Origin of the sequence: Micromonospora chalcea (assembly GCF_028768405.1) — a bacterium.
GTDB lineage: Bacteria > Actinomycetota > Actinomycetes > Mycobacteriales > Micromonosporaceae > Micromonospora > Micromonospora chalcea.
Genome location: NZ_CP118233.1, coordinates 6,378,702 through 6,393,088, shown reverse-complemented (window position 1 = coordinate 6,393,088; position 14,387 = coordinate 6,378,702). Strand labels below are relative to the sequence as shown.

Genomic DNA, 14,387 nt, shown 5'->3' with positions numbered 1-14,387 from the left:
CGCTCAGTGTCGCACGACGCGGGTTTCCGGCGGGTGACGCCGGACGGCTCACCGTCCGGCGCCCACCCGCTCGTCGCTGGTCAGCCGATCCCCCGCCCGGTAGGGCGCGAGCTCGGCGGCGAGCCCCTGGCCCACCCGTACGTGCAGCAGCGTGCCTTCGGGCAGGTGAGCGGTGCTGAGCACCTCACCCTGCCGGTGCGCCCGGGCGACCAGGTCACCCCGGTCGTACGGGAGCACGACGCGCACCTCGACGGCCGGCCGGGGCAGCCGGCGCTCGACCGCCTCGCGCAGCTCGTCGATCCCGCGGCCACTGTGCGCGGAGACGAACACGGCGTCCGGCCACAGCCGCTTGAGCCGCAGCATCGTCTCCTCGTCGGTGGCGTCGGTCTTGTTCACCACCAGGAGCTCCGGCAGCCGGTCGGCGCCCACCTCGGCGAGCACCTCGCGTACCGCCCGGACCTGCTCCTCCGGGTCCGGGTGGGTGCCGTCGACCACGTGCACGACCAGGTCCGCGTCGGCGACCTCCTCCAGCGTCGAGCGGAACGCCTCGACGATCTGGTGCGGCAGGTGCCGGACGAAGCCGACCGTGTCGGACAGCGTGTAGAGCCGCCCGTCGGACGTGGTGGCGCGGCGGGTGGTCGGGTCCAGCGTGGCGAACAGCGCGTTCTCCACCAGCACGCCCGCCCCGGTGAGGCGGTTGAGCAGGCTGGACTTGCCGGCGTTGGTGTAGCCGGCGATGGCCACCGCCGGCACCGCGTTACGGGTGCGCCGGGAGCGCTTGGTCTGGCGTACCGTCGCCATGCTCTTGATCTCGCGGCGCAGCCGCGCGATGCGGTGGCGGATACGCCGCCGGTCGGTCTCCAGCTTGGTCTCACCGGGACCGCGCAGGCCCACGCCGCCGCCGGCGCCACCGCCGCGACCGCTACCGCCGGTCTGCCGGGACAGCGTCTCGCCCCAACCGCGCAGGCGCGGCAGCAGGTATTCGAGCTGGGCCAGCTCGACCTGCGCCTTGCCCTCCTTGCTCTTGGCGTGCTGGGCGAAGATGTCGAGGATCAGGGCGGTCCGGTCGACCACCTTGACCTTGGTGCGCTGCTCCAGGTTGCGCAGCTGCGACGGCGACAGCTCACCGTCGCAGATGATGGTGTCGGCGCCGGTGGACAGCACCACCGCGCCCAGGTCGTCGACCTTGCCGCGACCGATGTACGTGGCCGGGTCGGGCCGGTGCCGGCGCTGGATCAGCCCTTCGAGGACCTGCGAGCCGGCCGTCTCGGCCAGCGCCGCCAGTTCGGTGAGGCTGTTGTCGGCGTCGGTCTGGGTGCCCTCGGTCCAGACGCCGACCAGGACGACCCGCTCCAGCCGCAGCTGGCGGTATTCGACCTCGGTGATGTCTGTGAGTTCGGTGGAGAGGCCGGGGACCCGCCGCAGCGCCTGCCGCTCCGACAGCTCGTACTCGCCCGTGGTGGCCTCGAGCTCGTCGTCGGTGTAGGGATGGAAGGTCTCCTGCTCGCGCAAACTGCGTCTCCTGTCCGTTACGTGCATCGCCGAGAATTTTCGGCGCGTGACAGCAATCCTGACATGTGACAACGCCCGGCGCACCTGCCTTATGCCCGTGACGCTACTGACCGGTAGCGGGGGCGGATGCCGGGCGACCTGCGCGGGCGAGTAGAAATGCCAGTCGAGCCGCTCAGCGCCGACGGAGGAGTTTCTCGTGGCCAACACACGACTGCCGAGTGCCGGATTCTCCATCACCATCCGGATCGCGGTACCCGCCGACGCCTCCTCCATCGGCCGGCTCACCACCGCCGCCGGCGAGGCCGGGGCCATCGTCACCGCGCTGGACGTGGTCGACTCCGACCCCGCGCACGTGATCGTCGACCTCACCTGCGACACCGCCGACGCCGGGCACGCCGACCAGGTCGTCGACGCGCTCACCGCGCTCGACGGGGTGGACGTCCGCAAGGTCTCCGACCGCACGTTCCTGCTGCACCTCGGCGGCAAGATCGAGGTGACCCCGAAGGTCGCGCTGCGCACCCGCGACGAGCTGTCCCGCGCGTACACCCCGGGCGTGGCCCGGGTCTGCATGGCCATCGCGGAGAACCCGGCCGACGCGCGCCGGCTCACCATCAAGCGCAACACCGTCGCCGTGGTCAGCGACGGCACCGCCGTGCTCGGCCTGGGCAACCTCGGCCCGGCCGCCTCGCTGCCGGTGATGGAGGGCAAGGCCGCCCTGTTCAAGCGCTTCGGCGGGGTGGACGCCTGGCCGGTGGTGCTGGACACCCAGGACACCGACGAGATCGTGGCGATCGTCAAGGCGATCGCGCCCGCGTACGGCGGGATCAACCTGGAGGACATCGCCGCGCCACGCTGCTTCGAGATCGAGGCCCGGCTGCGCGAGGCGCTGGACATCCCGGTCTTCCACGACGACCAGCACGGCACCGCGATCTGCGTGCTGGCCGCGCTGACGAACGCGCTGCGCGTCGTGGGCAAGCAGCTCGCGGACGTCCGGGTCGTGGTCTCCGGCGCCGGCGCGGCCGGCACCGCGATCATGAAGCTGCTGCTGCGCCAGGGCGTGGGCGACATCATCGCGTACGACCGCCAAGGCGCCCTGCACCGCGGCCTGCCGGACCTCAACCCGGCCTGGCAGTGGCTGGCCGAGAACACCAACAAGGAGAACTACTCCGGCGACCTGGCCGGTGCGGTACGCGGCGCGGACGTGTTCATCGGCGTGAGCGCGCCGAACCTGCTCACCGGCGAGGACGTCGCCGCCATGGCGAAGGACTCGATCGTCTTCGCGCTGGCGAACCCCGACCCGGAGGTGGACCCGCGCGAGGCGCGCAAGTACGCCGCCGTGGTCGCCACCGGCCGCTCCGACCAGCCCAACCAGATCAACAACGTGCTCGCCTTCCCCGGCGTGTTCCGCGGCATGCTCGACGCGCACGCCGAGGAGTTCACCGAGGAGATGGCGCTCGCCGCCGCCCGGGCCATCGCGGACGTGGTCGGCGAAGACAAGATCAACCCAACGGTGATCGTGCCGAGCGTCTTCGACTCCCGGGTCGCCCCGGCGGTGGCCGCCGCCGTGCGGGCCGCCGCCCAGAACCCGGCCGCCACGCCGGCGCCGGCGGCCGACCCGGGCCCGGCCGACCTGCCCGAGATCGCCGCCAACGCCAGCGCCACCCCCTGACGCGCTCCTCCCGCTCGCGGCGCCTCTCGCAGGGCAGCGCCTCCTCGCGGGACAGCGCCTCCTCGCAGGACAGCACCTCCTCAGGGCAGCGCCTCCTCGCGGGGCACGCCCCTGCCGGGTCGGAGACACGAGCGCGCGTGTTCCGGGCACGCGCACGGCTTCTGGGTGCACGTGCCGATTCGGGCACACCAGCAGCTTCCGGGACAGGGGCGCGGCTTCCACCGCACGCGAGTTGCCCGGCTCAGACGCTCTTCTCAGCACACGCGCACACTTCTTCGGCTACGACGCCACCCGCACCCGCGTGGACGCGCGTCGCCCGACGCGCGTCCACGCGAGATCTTGGAAGGAAATGGCAGCCAGAGGGGCCCTAATCTTCCAAGATCCACAACAGCGCCCCACCCCGAGGGGAACAAGTCGGACACATGACCCTCACCCCGACTTGATCGACTCCACTTCCCCGAAGTGGCGGCATCATCGCCCTTGATCAACACCAGTTCCCCGAAGTGGTGCCATCAGAGGCTCCGTGACACCACCACTTCGGCGAGCTGGTGTTGATCATGCCGGGCGGCAGCGCGCCAGGGGGACGGACGGACAAGGCCCCGCGTGCCAGGGCCGCGAACACCCCAAGTTGACCAAGGAGTTCGTGTCACTGGGACGCCGGAAATCCCCCGCAAACTCCTTGATCAACCGCGAAGGGGGGCGCCGCAGACGGAGAGGGCGCGGTCAGGGGGTCAGGGCGGACGGGGTCAGGGTGCCCGTCGCCACCAGGACCGCCGGGCCCGACAGCCAGCAGGAGTCGGGTGTCACGGTGACCGTCAGGCGTCCGCCCGGTACGTCCACCGCCACCGTGCCGGTGTCGAGGCCGGCGTCGCGCAACGCCACCGCGCCGACCGCGCACGCGCCGGTGCCGCAGGACAGTGTCTCGGCCGAGCCGCGCTCGTAGACCCGCATCAGCACGTGCGCGTCGGTGCCGGTCACCGGCTCGCCGGGCGTGGTGAACTCCACGTTCACCCCGGCCGGGAAGGTCCCGGCGTCCACCTCGGGCGCGCGGGTCAGGTCGAGGCCGGTCAGCTCCAGCGCGGCCGGCAGCGCGCACACCAGGTGCGGGTTGCCGACGTCCACTGCGGCACCGGGCAGCGTCAGCCCGCCGAGCGTGGCGGTCGCCGTGTCGTACAGCCGGGGGCGGCGCATCTCGACCGCCACGTCCGCGCCCTCGACGCGGGCCCGGACCAGGCCGGCGCGGGTGGCGATGGGCAGCGTCCCGCCCGACGAGGACGAGGACGACGAGGACGAGGCGGCGGCCAGCGAACGGTCCAGCAGGTAGCGGACGAACACGCGGGCCCCGTTGCCGCACATCTCGGCGAACGAGCCGTCGGAGTTCCAGTAGTCCATGAACCACTCGGCCTCGCCGGCGAGCGCGACGCCCTCGGGGTGCTTGGCGGCGCGTACGACGCGCAGCACGCCGTCGCCGCCGAGGCCGCGCCGCCTGTCGCAGAGCGCGGCGACCAGGCCGGGTGTCAGGTCGAGGGTGCCGTCCGGGTCGGGCAGGATGACGAAGTCGTTGCCGGTGCCGTGACCCTTTGTGAACTCCACGCCCCCATCATGGCCGATGCTCGGCGACCACCCGCAGGGCAGTGTCGAGAAACGTGGGCGACGCCGAGTCCAGCCAGTGCACGCGCGGGTCGCGCCGGAACCAGGAGCGCTGCCGGCGGACGAACCGGCGGGTGGCGCGGACGGTCTCCTCGTGCGCTTCGGCCTCGGTCAGCTCCCCGGCCAGGAACCGCAGCACCTGCTGGTAGCCGAGCGCCCGGCTGGCGGTACGGCCCTCGGGCAGCCCTTCGGCGACCAGCGCCCGCACCTCGTCGACCAGGCCGTCGGCCCACATCCGGTCCACCCGCAGCGCGATCCGCTCGTCCAGCGACGCGGTGTCCAGGTCGACGCCGAGCTGCACCGACGGGTAGTACGGCGTGGGCGACGGCAGCGACGCGGTGAACGGCGCGCCGGTCAGCTCGATCACCTCCAGCGCCCGCACGATCCGCCGTCCGTTCGTGGGCAGGATGCTCGCCGCCGCCCCCGGGTCCGCCTCGGCCAGCCGCGCGTGCAGCGGCAGCGGGCCGACAGCGGCCAGCTCCGCCTCGAGCCGCTGCCGCAGCGCCGGGTCGGTGCCGGGAAACTCGAACTGTTCGAGCACCGCCCGCACGTACAGCCCGGAGCCGCCGACCAGCAGCGGCACCCGCCCCCGGGCCAGGATGTCGTCGACGGCCGCGCGGGCCAGCGCCTGGTACTCCGCGACGCTCGCCGGCTCGGTCACCGGCCAGATGTCCAGCAGGTGATGCGGCACACCCTCGCGTTCGGCCGGCGTCAGCTTCGCGGTGCCGATGTCCATGCCCCGGTAGAGCTGCATCGAGTCGGCGTTGACCACCTCGCCGCCGAGCGCGTGCGCCAGCGCGATGCTCAGCGCCGACTTCCCGGCCGCGGTCGGCCCGACCACCGCCACGACGGTCATGCCCGCTCCCAGTTCGCCACGAAGTAGGCCACGCCGTAGGGCGCGCTGTGGTAACCCAGCTCACCCCGCCAGTCGCCGCCGGCCGCGTCGACCGCGCCGGCCAGCGCCTGCCACGGCGCGCGCCCGGCAACCCGCAGCTGCGCCGACAGCACCGGGTCCAGGTCGCGCAGCGCCGCCGTGTCCGCGCCGGCCAGGGCAACCGCAACCCCTTCGTCGTACGCCTCGGCGCGCGGATCGTCGTACCCCGGCGCCTTGACGCCGCGGCAGGCGGACCCGTCACCGAGCACGAGCAGCGCGACCCGCGGATCGTCGTCGGCGATCAGGCTCGCGCCGAACGCCGCGCACTGCGCCGGTGTGGCGTCGTGGGCCACCGACCGGGCCAGGCGGGGCAGCTCGGTGCCGGAACGGTTGAGCAGCCAGGCGCCGACGGTCAGGCTCAGCGGCAGGCGCTCCGCGCCGGAGCAGGAGATCTTCCACAGCCGCACCGGCCGGTCCAGCCCGAAGCCGCGCAGGGAACCCCAGTCGGCGGCGTTGAACCGGACGGTCTCCGGCCCTGCTCCGACGAGCAGGACCGCCTCGGGCCCGGCGGCGAGCAGCCGTGCGACAGCGGCGTCGGCGGCGGCGCGCAGGTCGTCCAGCTCGGGCGCGGCGGCGCCGGCCAGCTCGGGCACGATAAGCGGCGGATGGGGGCAGACTGCGGCGGCGACCAGTGGCACGCCCCCAAACCTATCGGGATCCGCCGGTGCGTCCCCGCGCCGATCCGGTCATCGAGGGCGTACGACACCGTATGGTCACGGTCGACGGCAGGCGCTCGACACGGACCGGGTCGGACCTGTGACAATGCCGGGAGAAAGTTTGCTGCGCCGTGGCGGCGATTCGAGGGGACTGTCCCCTCGACGCCGGGAGAACGAGGATGGGCACATGAGCGACTGGACTGCCTTCGGACGGGTGGACGAGGACGGCACCGTCTACGTCAAGACGACCGAGGGCGAGCGGGTGGTCGGATCCTGGCAGGCGGGCGCACCGGAGGAAGGGCTCGCCCACTTCGCCCGGCGCTACGCCGATCTGGTGACCGAGGTCGACCTGACCGAGGCCCGGCTCAACTCGGGCGCGGCTGATGCCGGCCACTCCCTGACCACGATCCGGCGGATCCGCGGTTCGCTGGCCGAGGCGCACGTGGTCGGTGACCTCGACGCGCTGGCCGCCCGGCTGGACAAGCTCGCCGTCGTCGCCGAGGAGAAGGCCGGCGAGGCCAAGGCGGCCCGCGAGGCCGCCCGCGGTGAGGCGCTGGCGCGCAAGACCGCCCTGGTCGAGGAGGCCGAGAAGCTGGCGGCCGAGTCGACCGGCTGGAAGACCGCCGGGGACCGGCTCAAGGAGATCCTCGACGAGTGGAAGACCATCCGCGGCGTCGACAAGAAGACCGACGGTGAGCTGTGGAAGCGGTTCGCCGCCGCGCGGGACGGCTTCACCCGCCGCCGGGGCGCCCACTTCGCCTCCCTGGACCAGCAGCGCAAGCAGGCGCAGACGGTCAAGGAGGAGCTGGTCGCCGAGGCGGAGAAGCTCAAGGACTCCACCGACTGGGGCGTCACCGCCGGGCAGCTCAAGGACCTGATGGCCCAGTGGAAGGCCGCGCCGCGCGCCGCCAAGGAGGCCGAGCAGAAGCTCTGGGAACGGTTCCGGGCCGCGCAGGACGAGTTCTTCAGCCGGCGCAGCGAGGTCTTCTCGGCACGCGACAACGAGCAGCGCGCCAACCTGGAGCGCAAGCAGGCGCTGCTGGCCGAGGCCGAGGCGCTCGACGTCGACGCCGACCCGAAGGGCGCCCAGGCGAAGCTGCGGGAGATCCAGGCGCAGTGGCACGAGGCCGGTCGCGTGCCCCGCGAGGCCGCGTCCGGGCTGGAGCGCCGGCTGCGGGCCGTGGACGACAAGGTCCGCGAGGTGATGGACTCGGCGTGGCGGCGTACCTCCAAGGAGGACAACCCGCTGCTGGCGCAGATGCGCGCCCAGGTCGCCGAGGCCGAGGACCGGCTGGCCCGGGCCCAGGCCGCCGGTGACGCCCGCCGGATCAAGGAGGCCGAGCAGGCGCTCGCGTCGAAGCGGCAGTTCCTCCAGCTCGCCGAGCAGGCCGGCTGACGCACGCACCCCGGCCGGGCAGGCCGGCGGACAGACACATCGGGTGAGCCCCCGGCCGTTCCGGCCCGGGGGCTCACCTGCGTCCGGGCCGGGTTGACGCATCGAGGCGGGCTGATCAGAATGAGCGGCGGAGCCAGGTTCAGGCACCGGCACGAGGGCACCGACGGCTGATCTCGCCGTCGACGGTCGCCGGTGCGACATCTCGCGGTTGGCCGTCCACACGACACGGCCCGGCGCGCGCTGCGCGCGTACTCGATGACGAGCGGGACGTGCCTCCTGGTCCTGCCGCCCGCGGCGCCTGCGCGGCGCGGGCATCCGAAGTGGAGCTCCCATGCACCGACGCACCGCCCTCGGCGGCGCCCTGACAGCGCTCGCCACCGCTGCGGCCGGCGTTCTCGTCGCCGCCGCCGTCTCCACCACACCGGCCGCCGCGGCGGCCGGTGGCACCGGCACCGGTTACCTGCACACCAGCGGCAACAAGATCGTCGACAGTACCGGCGCGACAGTCCGGCTGACCGGCATCAACTGGTTCGGGATGGAGACCGACAACAAGACGTTCCACGGGCTGTGGTCGAGCAACCCGTGGCGTGGCCAGCTCGACACCATGGCCCGGCTGGGCTACAACACGCTGCGGATTCCGTACTCGAACGACGCGCTCAAGTCCGGCGCGACAGCGACCGGCATCAACGACTTCGTCAACCCGGACCTGATCGGGCTCTCCCCGCTGCAGATCCTCGACAAGGTCATCGACTACGCGGGCAGCAAGGGGATGCGGGTCATCCTGGACCGGCACCGGCCCACGTCGGCCGGGCAGTCGCCGCTCTGGTACACCTCGACCGTCTCCGAGGCGACCTGGATCAACGACTGGAAGATGCTGGCCCAGCGGTACGCCGGCAACACCACAGTGATCGGCGCGGACCTGCACAACGAGCCGCACGCCGAGGGCACCAACCCGGCCGCCACCGGCGCCTGCTGGGGCTGCGGCGACACCGCGCGGGACTGGCGGCTGGCCGCCGAGCGGGCCGGCAACGCGATCCTCGGCGTGCAGCCGAACTGGCTGATCTTCGTGGAGGGGGTGAGCTGCCCGAGCGGCGGCCTGTCGAACGTCTGGGACAACGACCCCAGCAACGACGAGGACTGCGGCTGGTGGGGCGGCAACCTGTCCAAGGCCGGGCAGTTCCCGGTCCGGCTGAACGTGGCGAACCGGCTGGTCTACTCGCCGCACGAGTACGCCACGTCGGTGTACCGGCAGGCCTGGTTCGACGACCCGACGTACCCGGCGAACATGCCGGCCATCTGGGACAAGTACTGGGGTTACCTGTACAAGCAGAACATCGCGCCGATCATGATGGGTGAGTTCGGCACCACGCTGCAGGACCCCAAGGACAAGATCTGGCTGCAGAACCTGATGGCGTACACCGGCACCGGCGTGAACGGCATGTCGTTCACGTACTGGTCGTGGAACCCGAACTCCGGTGACACGGGCGGCATCGCCAACGACGACTGGACCACTATCAACCAGCCGAAGCAGGACATCCTCACGCCGTACCTGATCCCGCCGACCGGTGGTGGCGGCACCACCAGCCCGTCCCCGACCGGCACGCCGAACACGTCACCGGCGCCGACCACCCCGCCGCCTCCGGTGACCGGTGGCTGCACCGCCACCTACAAGCAGATCAACTCCTGGGCGGGCGGCTTCCAGGGTGAGCTGACGGTCAAGAACACCGGCACCGCCGCGGTGAACCCGTGGTCGGCCACCTGGACCTGGCCGTCCGGGGTGACGCTGGCGAGCGGTTGGAACGCCACTGTCACGCAGTCCGGCACCACTGTGACTGCCGCCGCGCCGGGCTGGGCGTCGTCGCTGGCGGCGGGCGCGTCGGTCACCGTCGGCTTCACCGCCAACGGCACCGCCGCCGCCCCCGCCACGGTCAAGCTCAACGGCACCGCCTGCTGATGCAAGGAAGGGCCCCTTATTAACGCCTGCGGTAGAGGAAGGGCCCCCTTTTAACACCGAGTGTTAAAAGGGGGCCCTTCCTTGCATCCGGTCAGTGGGCGGCGCAGCCGCCGGTGGGAGCGGGTGCCGCGGCCGGCGCGCCGATCGTCGGCAGGCCCAGCAGCACCCCCGGGGTACGCGGAACCTGTCCCGCCTCGGCCGCGTCACCGGCCCGGGTACGCCGGTGTGCCAGCGGCGCACCGTCGGCGTTCAGGTGGTGCGGTGCGGCGTACGTGACGACTGTGTGCACGATGTCGCCGGGGCGGATCTGCCCGGCCAGCTCACCGGTGGCGAAGTGCACGAGCCGGCCGTCGCGGGCACGGCCGGACATCCGGCCGGTACGCTCGTCCTTGCGGCCCTCGCCGACCGCCACCAGCACCTCGACGGTCTCCCCGACCAGCTTCTTGTTCTCCGCCCAGGTGATCTCCTCGACGCAGGCGATCAGCCGCTCGTAGCGCTCCTGCACGACCTGCTTGGGCAGCTGCCCGTCCATGGTGGCGGCCGGGGTGCCGGGGCGCTTGGAGTACTGGAACGTGAACGCCGAGGAGAACCGCGCCTCCCGGACCACGTCGAGCGTGCGGGCGAAGTCGGCCTCGGTCTCGCCGGGGAAGCCGACGATGATGTCGGTGGTGATCGCCGCATCCGGCATCGCCGCCCGAACCTTCTCGATGATCCCCAGGTACTTTTCCGACCGGTACGAGCGGCGCATCGCCCGCAGCACGTCGTCCGAGCCGGACTGCAGCGGCATGTGCAGCGAGTGGCAGACGTTCGGCGTCTCCGCCATCGCGGCGATCACGTCGTCGGTGAAGTCCTTCGGGTGCGGGCTGGTGAACCGCACCCGCTCCAGCCCGTCGATGTCGCCGCAGGCGCGCAGCAGCTTGCCGAAGGCGTACCGGTCGCCGAACTCGACGCCGTACGAGTTGACGTTCTGCCCGAGCAGCGTCACCTCCAGCACGCCGGCGTCGGCGAGCGCGCGCACCTCAGCGAGGACGTCGCCGGGGCGGCGGTCCTTCTCCTTGCCGCGCAGGGAGGGCACGATGCAGAACGTGCAGGTGTTGTTGCAGCCGACGGAGATCGAGACCCACCCGGCGTACGTCGACTCGCGCCGGGTCGGCAGCGTGGAGGGGAACACCTCCAGCGACTCCAGGATCTCCACCTCGGCCGCGGCGTTGTGCCGCGCCCGGTCCAGCAGCGCCGGCAGCGCGCCGATGTTGTGCGTGCCGAAGACGACGTCCACCCAGGGCGCCTTGCGGACGATGTCGCCCCGGTCCTTCTGGGCCAGGCAGCCGCCGACGGCGATCTGCATCCCGGGGTGCTTGGCCTTCACGGGGCGCAGATGACCCAGGTTGCCGTAGAGCCGGTTGTCGGCGTTCTCCCGGACCGCGCAGGTGTTGAACACCACCACGTCGGGCTGCTCGTCGGCCTCGGCGGCGCGCACGTACCCGGCGTCCTCGAGGAGGCCGGAGATGCGCTCGGAGTCGTGCACGTTCATCTGGCAGCCGTACGTACGCACCTGGTAGGTGCGCGGGCTGCCCGCGGCTGCGGTAGTCATGACCCGGACAGCGTATCCGGGTGGAGCTGATCGGATCGAACGAGGAGGAGCCGTGTGCCGGAGCATCAAGACCCTGCGTGAGCCGTACGTCCCGGTGGTGACCGAGGAGGACATCCGCGCCGCCGCGTTGCAGTACGTCCGGAAGATCTCCGGATTCCGTACCCCGGCGGCGCACAACGCGGCCGCGTTCGACGCCGCGGTGGACGCCGTGGCCGCCGCCACCGCGACGCTGCTCGACCAGCTCGTGGTGCGGGGCCAGCAGCCGGCGACCCGGGACTGAGCCCGGGGCCGCCACGGCTCGCCGCCGGGCGGGGGCACGGCGGCGAGCGCCGGTCACCGCCTCCGGCCGGCGCTCGCGGTCAGGCGGCGGCGAGCGCCGGGGCGACCGTGTCGGGAGCCCAGCGGGAGCGGTGGCACTGCGACCAGCCCCGGCAGCGCGGGTCGGCCTGGGTGCAGAGCCGGTGGTGGCTGAGCACCTCGCCGTCGTCGGTGTCGGCCACGTCGAAGTGCACCGGGCGGATCGTGCCGTCCGGCGCGAACAGCAGGTGCCGGCCGGCGTCGAGGGTGTCGTCGCGCATCAGGCAGTTGCGGCCCAGCAGCCGGGCCAGCGCCGCGAGCGCGGGCAGCTCGGCCAGGCTCTCGGGCACGCCGTAACAGTCGACCACGGTGCCGTACAGCCCGGGCGCCTCCCACACGTCGCAGACCACCGCGTACGCGGGGAGCCGCATCGGGTCGGCGACGGCCATGGGCATCACCACCCGGCCGAGCGCCTCGGCCAGTGCCGGGTAGACCTCCACCGGCTCGCCGCCGTCGATTCTCCAGTTCCACAGCTCGGTCATGCCGCCTCCTCGCCGCGCTCGTTTCCACCGGCCTCCGGATCGGGCCCTACTGACGATGGTGGGGGGCATTTGCCCTCAGCCGGGCGCAAGTTACCGGTCTGTGACCATTCCGGGCAAAATTCCCTCGGGCGACGTTGCCCAGAGTAGCTGGAAGATGACAGTTTATCGGGTACGGTGCCGCGTTCGCGTTCCCGCCGCGCCCACCGGCGCGTTCAGCGAACCCGGATCAGGTGCTCCGAGGCCGGCAGCAACTCACCGATGACGGTCCCACCGGGCACCTCACCGGCGACCAGCAGGCCGCCCGAGGTCTGCGCGTCGGCCAGCAGCAGCCGCTCTCCCTCGTCCGCGCCTCCGAAGTCGGTCCACGGGGTGACCCACTCCAGGTTGCGCCGGGTGCCGCCGCTGACGTACCCGTCGCGCATCGCCTCCCGCGCGCCCGGCAGGTACGGCACCGCCGCCGCGTCGATCGCCACCGTGAGGCGGCTCGCGCGGGCCAGCTTCGAGGCGTGCCCGAGCAGGCCGAAACCGGTCACGTCGGTGCCGCAGCGGATGCCGGCGGCCACCGCCGCGCGGGCCGCGTCCCGGTTGAGCCGGGCCATCGACTCGACCGCCTCGGGAAAACGCTGGCCGGTCTGCTTGTGCCGGGTGTTGAGCACGCCCACGCCGAGCGGCTTGGTCAGCGACAGCGGCAGCCCGGCCCGCCCGGCGTCCAGCGTGATCAGCTCCTCCGGCCGGACCACGCCGGTGACCGCCAGGCCGTACTTCGGGCCGTCGTCGTCCACGCTGTGCCCGCCGGCCAGGTGGCAGTTCGCCTCCCGGGCCACGTCCAGACCGCCGCGCAGCACCTCCCGGGCCATCTCCGGCGGCAGCACGCCGCGCGGCCAGCAGAGCAGGTTCAGCGCGACGAGCGGGGTGCCGCCCATCGCGTACACGTCGGAGAGCGCGTTGGCGGCGGCGATGCGGCCCCAGTCGTAGGCGTCGTCGACCACCGGGGTGAAGAAGTCGGCGGTGCTGACCAGGCCCGTACGCTCGTCCAGCCGGACCACCGCGGCGTCGTCGCCGTTTTCCAGCCCGACCAGCAGGTCGGCGGAGCCGCCGGTCGCGCCGAGGCCGGCGACCATCGCCTCCAGCTCGCCCGGAGGGATCTTGCAGGCGCAGCCGCCACCGCGGGCGTAGTCGGTCAGCCGGATCGGGTCGGTCATCACCTCATGATCTCTGGCCAGCGCCTTCGGCGCCACTCGGCCCACCCGGACGGCGACAAAATTCGGACGTGCCGGTATGCAGGTGACCGGTGTTACCGCTCCGTGACCATCTGAGTTGCGTACTGCCACATCACCCCGCCTACAGTTGCCCAACCGGGGGTCGATCGACCCCCAATTCCGGCATGGACGACAGGGACGGTGGACGACGTGACGACGGGCGACCCGCTGATCGTGCTCGACGGGGTCAACAAGTGGTTCGGGCCGCTGCACGTGCTCGACGACGTGTCCCTCTCCGTCGGCCGGGGCGAGGTGGTCGTGGTGATCGGCCCGTCCGGCTCCGGCAAGTCGACGCTGTGCCGCACGATCAACCGGCTGGAGCCCATCGACAAGGGCACCATCACGTTCGACGGGCAGCCGCTGCCGGCCGAGGGCAAGCCCCTGGCCAAGCTGCGCAGCGAGGTCGGCATGGTCTTCCAGTCGTTCAACCTCTTCGCCCACAAGACCATCCTGGAGAACGTCACGCTGGGGCCGGTCAAGGTGCGCAAGGAGAAGCCGGCCGCCGCCCGCGAGCGCGGCCTGGCGCTGCTCGACCGCGTCGGCATCGCCAACCAGGCGGACAAGTACCCGGCGCAGCTCTCCGGCGGTCAGCAGCAGCGGGCGGCGATCGCCCGCGCGCTGGCCATGCAGCCCAAGGCGATGCTCTTCGACGAGCCGACCAGCGCGCTGGACCCGGAGATGGTCGGCGAGGTGCTGGACGTGATGACGTCCCTGGCGAGCGAGGGCATGACCATGGTCGTGGTGACCCACGAGATGGGTTTCGCCCGGCACGCCGCCAACCGGGTGGTCTTCATGGCCGACGGGCAACTGGTCGAGGACGCGCCGCCGGCCGAGTTCTTCGCGAACCCGCGCAGCGAGCGGGCCAAGGACTTCCTCTCCAAGATCCTCACTCACTGAGCGTCCGTAGTTGGAGTCGTCCCGGCGGCT

Annotated in this window: 12 protein-coding genes; 5 read left to right on the top strand and 7 right to left on the bottom strand. The window is 72.3% G+C overall.

Going from position 1 to position 14,387, the window contains the following annotated elements; genetic code table 11:
* Positions 1–48: 48 nt before the first annotated feature.
* The gene (gene hflX, locus PVK74_RS28980; protein WP_064447118.1) at positions 49–1,512 is read right to left on the bottom strand and encodes a GTPase HflX; all 1,464 of its coding nucleotides are present in this window, start codon (positions 1,510–1,512) and stop codon (positions 49–51) included.
* A gap of 196 nt (positions 1,513–1,708) precedes the next feature.
* On the opposite strand from hflX, the gene PVK74_RS28975 reads away from it, so the two are divergent.
* Positions 1,709–3,181, top strand: coding sequence for an NAD-dependent malic enzyme (locus PVK74_RS28975; protein ID WP_013284747.1), 1,473 nt, complete (start codon positions 1,709–1,711; stop codon positions 3,179–3,181).
* 723 nt (positions 3,182–3,904) lie between these two features.
* Here the strand turns inward: PVK74_RS28975 and dapF are convergent.
* The 3 genes from dapF to PVK74_RS28960 are packed head-to-tail and all read right to left on the bottom strand — an operon-like array spanning position 3,905 to position 6,403.
* Positions 3,905–4,774: a diaminopimelate epimerase gene (gene dapF, locus PVK74_RS28970; RefSeq protein WP_274477648.1), complete on the bottom strand. Its 870-nt coding sequence runs from the start codon at positions 4,772–4,774 to the stop codon at positions 3,905–3,907.
* Positions 4,775–4,781: 7 nt separating this feature from the next.
* On the bottom strand, positions 4,782–5,687 hold the full coding sequence (gene miaA, locus PVK74_RS28965) for a tRNA (adenosine(37)-N6)-dimethylallyltransferase MiaA (protein WP_274477647.1): 906 nt from the start codon (positions 5,685–5,687) through the stop codon (positions 4,782–4,784).
* A complete protein-coding gene (locus PVK74_RS28960; RefSeq protein ID WP_274477646.1) occupies positions 5,684–6,403 on the bottom strand; it encodes a class III extradiol ring-cleavage dioxygenase family protein in 720 nt (239 codons plus the stop codon). The genes miaA and PVK74_RS28960 overlap by 4 nt, the downstream gene beginning before the upstream one ends.
* A 205-nt stretch (positions 6,404–6,608) precedes the next feature.
* Between PVK74_RS28960 and PVK74_RS28955 the strand changes: the two genes are divergently transcribed.
* Together PVK74_RS28955 and PVK74_RS28950 are read left to right on the top strand one after the other, a co-directional pair.
* A complete protein-coding gene (locus PVK74_RS28955) occupies positions 6,609–7,817 on the top strand; it encodes a DUF349 domain-containing protein (RefSeq protein WP_064447113.1) in 1,209 nt (402 codons plus the stop codon).
* A gap of 331 nt (positions 7,818–8,148) precedes the next feature.
* Complete coding sequence (locus PVK74_RS28950) at positions 8,149–9,771, top strand: cellulase family glycosylhydrolase (protein WP_210883302.1); 1,623 nt, start codon at positions 8,149–8,151, stop codon at positions 9,769–9,771.
* A gap of 91 nt (positions 9,772–9,862) precedes the next feature.
* On the opposite strand, the gene miaB is transcribed toward PVK74_RS28950, so the two are convergent.
* Positions 9,863–11,362: a tRNA (N6-isopentenyl adenosine(37)-C2)-methylthiotransferase MiaB gene (gene miaB, locus PVK74_RS28945; RefSeq protein ID WP_210883304.1), complete on the bottom strand. Its 1,500-nt coding sequence runs from the start codon at positions 11,360–11,362 to the stop codon at positions 9,863–9,865.
* A 52-nt stretch (positions 11,363–11,414) separates the two neighbouring features.
* Between miaB and PVK74_RS28940 the strand changes: the two genes are divergently transcribed.
* The gene (locus PVK74_RS28940) at positions 11,415–11,642 is read left to right on the top strand and encodes a DUF2277 family protein (protein WP_043325723.1); all 228 of its coding nucleotides are present in this window, start codon (positions 11,415–11,417) and stop codon (positions 11,640–11,642) included.
* A 79-nt stretch (positions 11,643–11,721) separates the two neighbouring features.
* Here PVK74_RS28940 and PVK74_RS28935 read toward each other — a convergent pair whose 3' ends face one another.
* Together PVK74_RS28935 and selD are read right to left on the bottom strand one after the other, a co-directional pair.
* Positions 11,722–12,201, bottom strand: a complete 480-nt coding sequence (locus tag PVK74_RS28935; protein WP_043325725.1) for a hypothetical protein — start codon at positions 12,199–12,201, stop codon at positions 11,722–11,724.
* 212 nt (positions 12,202–12,413) lie between these two features.
* Positions 12,414–13,403 (bottom strand): selenide, water dikinase SelD, encoded by a 990-nt coding sequence (gene selD, locus PVK74_RS28930; RefSeq protein ID WP_043325726.1) that lies wholly within the window; start codon positions 13,401–13,403, stop codon positions 12,414–12,416.
* A 198-nt stretch (positions 13,404–13,601) separates the two neighbouring features.
* On the opposite strand from selD, the gene PVK74_RS28925 reads away from it, so the two are divergent.
* A complete protein-coding gene (locus PVK74_RS28925) occupies positions 13,602–14,357 on the top strand; it encodes an amino acid ABC transporter ATP-binding protein (protein ID WP_030504151.1) in 756 nt (251 codons plus the stop codon).
* Positions 14,358–14,387: the final 30 nt, after the last annotated feature.

Coding starts and splice junctions, on each gene's coding strand:
- PVK74_RS28935 (WP_043325725.1), bottom strand. CDS start 12,201: ATGACCGAGCTGTGGAACTGGAGAATCGACGGCGGCGAGCCGGTGGAG.
- miaB (WP_210883304.1), bottom strand. CDS start 11,362: ATGACTACCGCAGCCGCGGGCAGCCCGCGCACCTACCAGGTGCGTACG.
- PVK74_RS28955 (WP_064447113.1), top strand. CDS start 6,609: ATGAGCGACTGGACTGCCTTCGGACGGGTGGACGAGGACGGCACCGTC.
- miaA (WP_274477647.1), bottom strand. CDS start 5,687: ATGACCGTCGTGGCGGTGGTCGGGCCGACCGCGGCCGGGAAGTCGGCG.
- selD (WP_043325726.1), bottom strand. CDS start 13,403: ATGACCGACCCGATCCGGCTGACCGACTACGCCCGCGGTGGCGGCTGC.
- PVK74_RS28950 (WP_210883302.1), top strand. CDS start 8,149: ATGCACCGACGCACCGCCCTCGGCGGCGCCCTGACAGCGCTCGCCACC.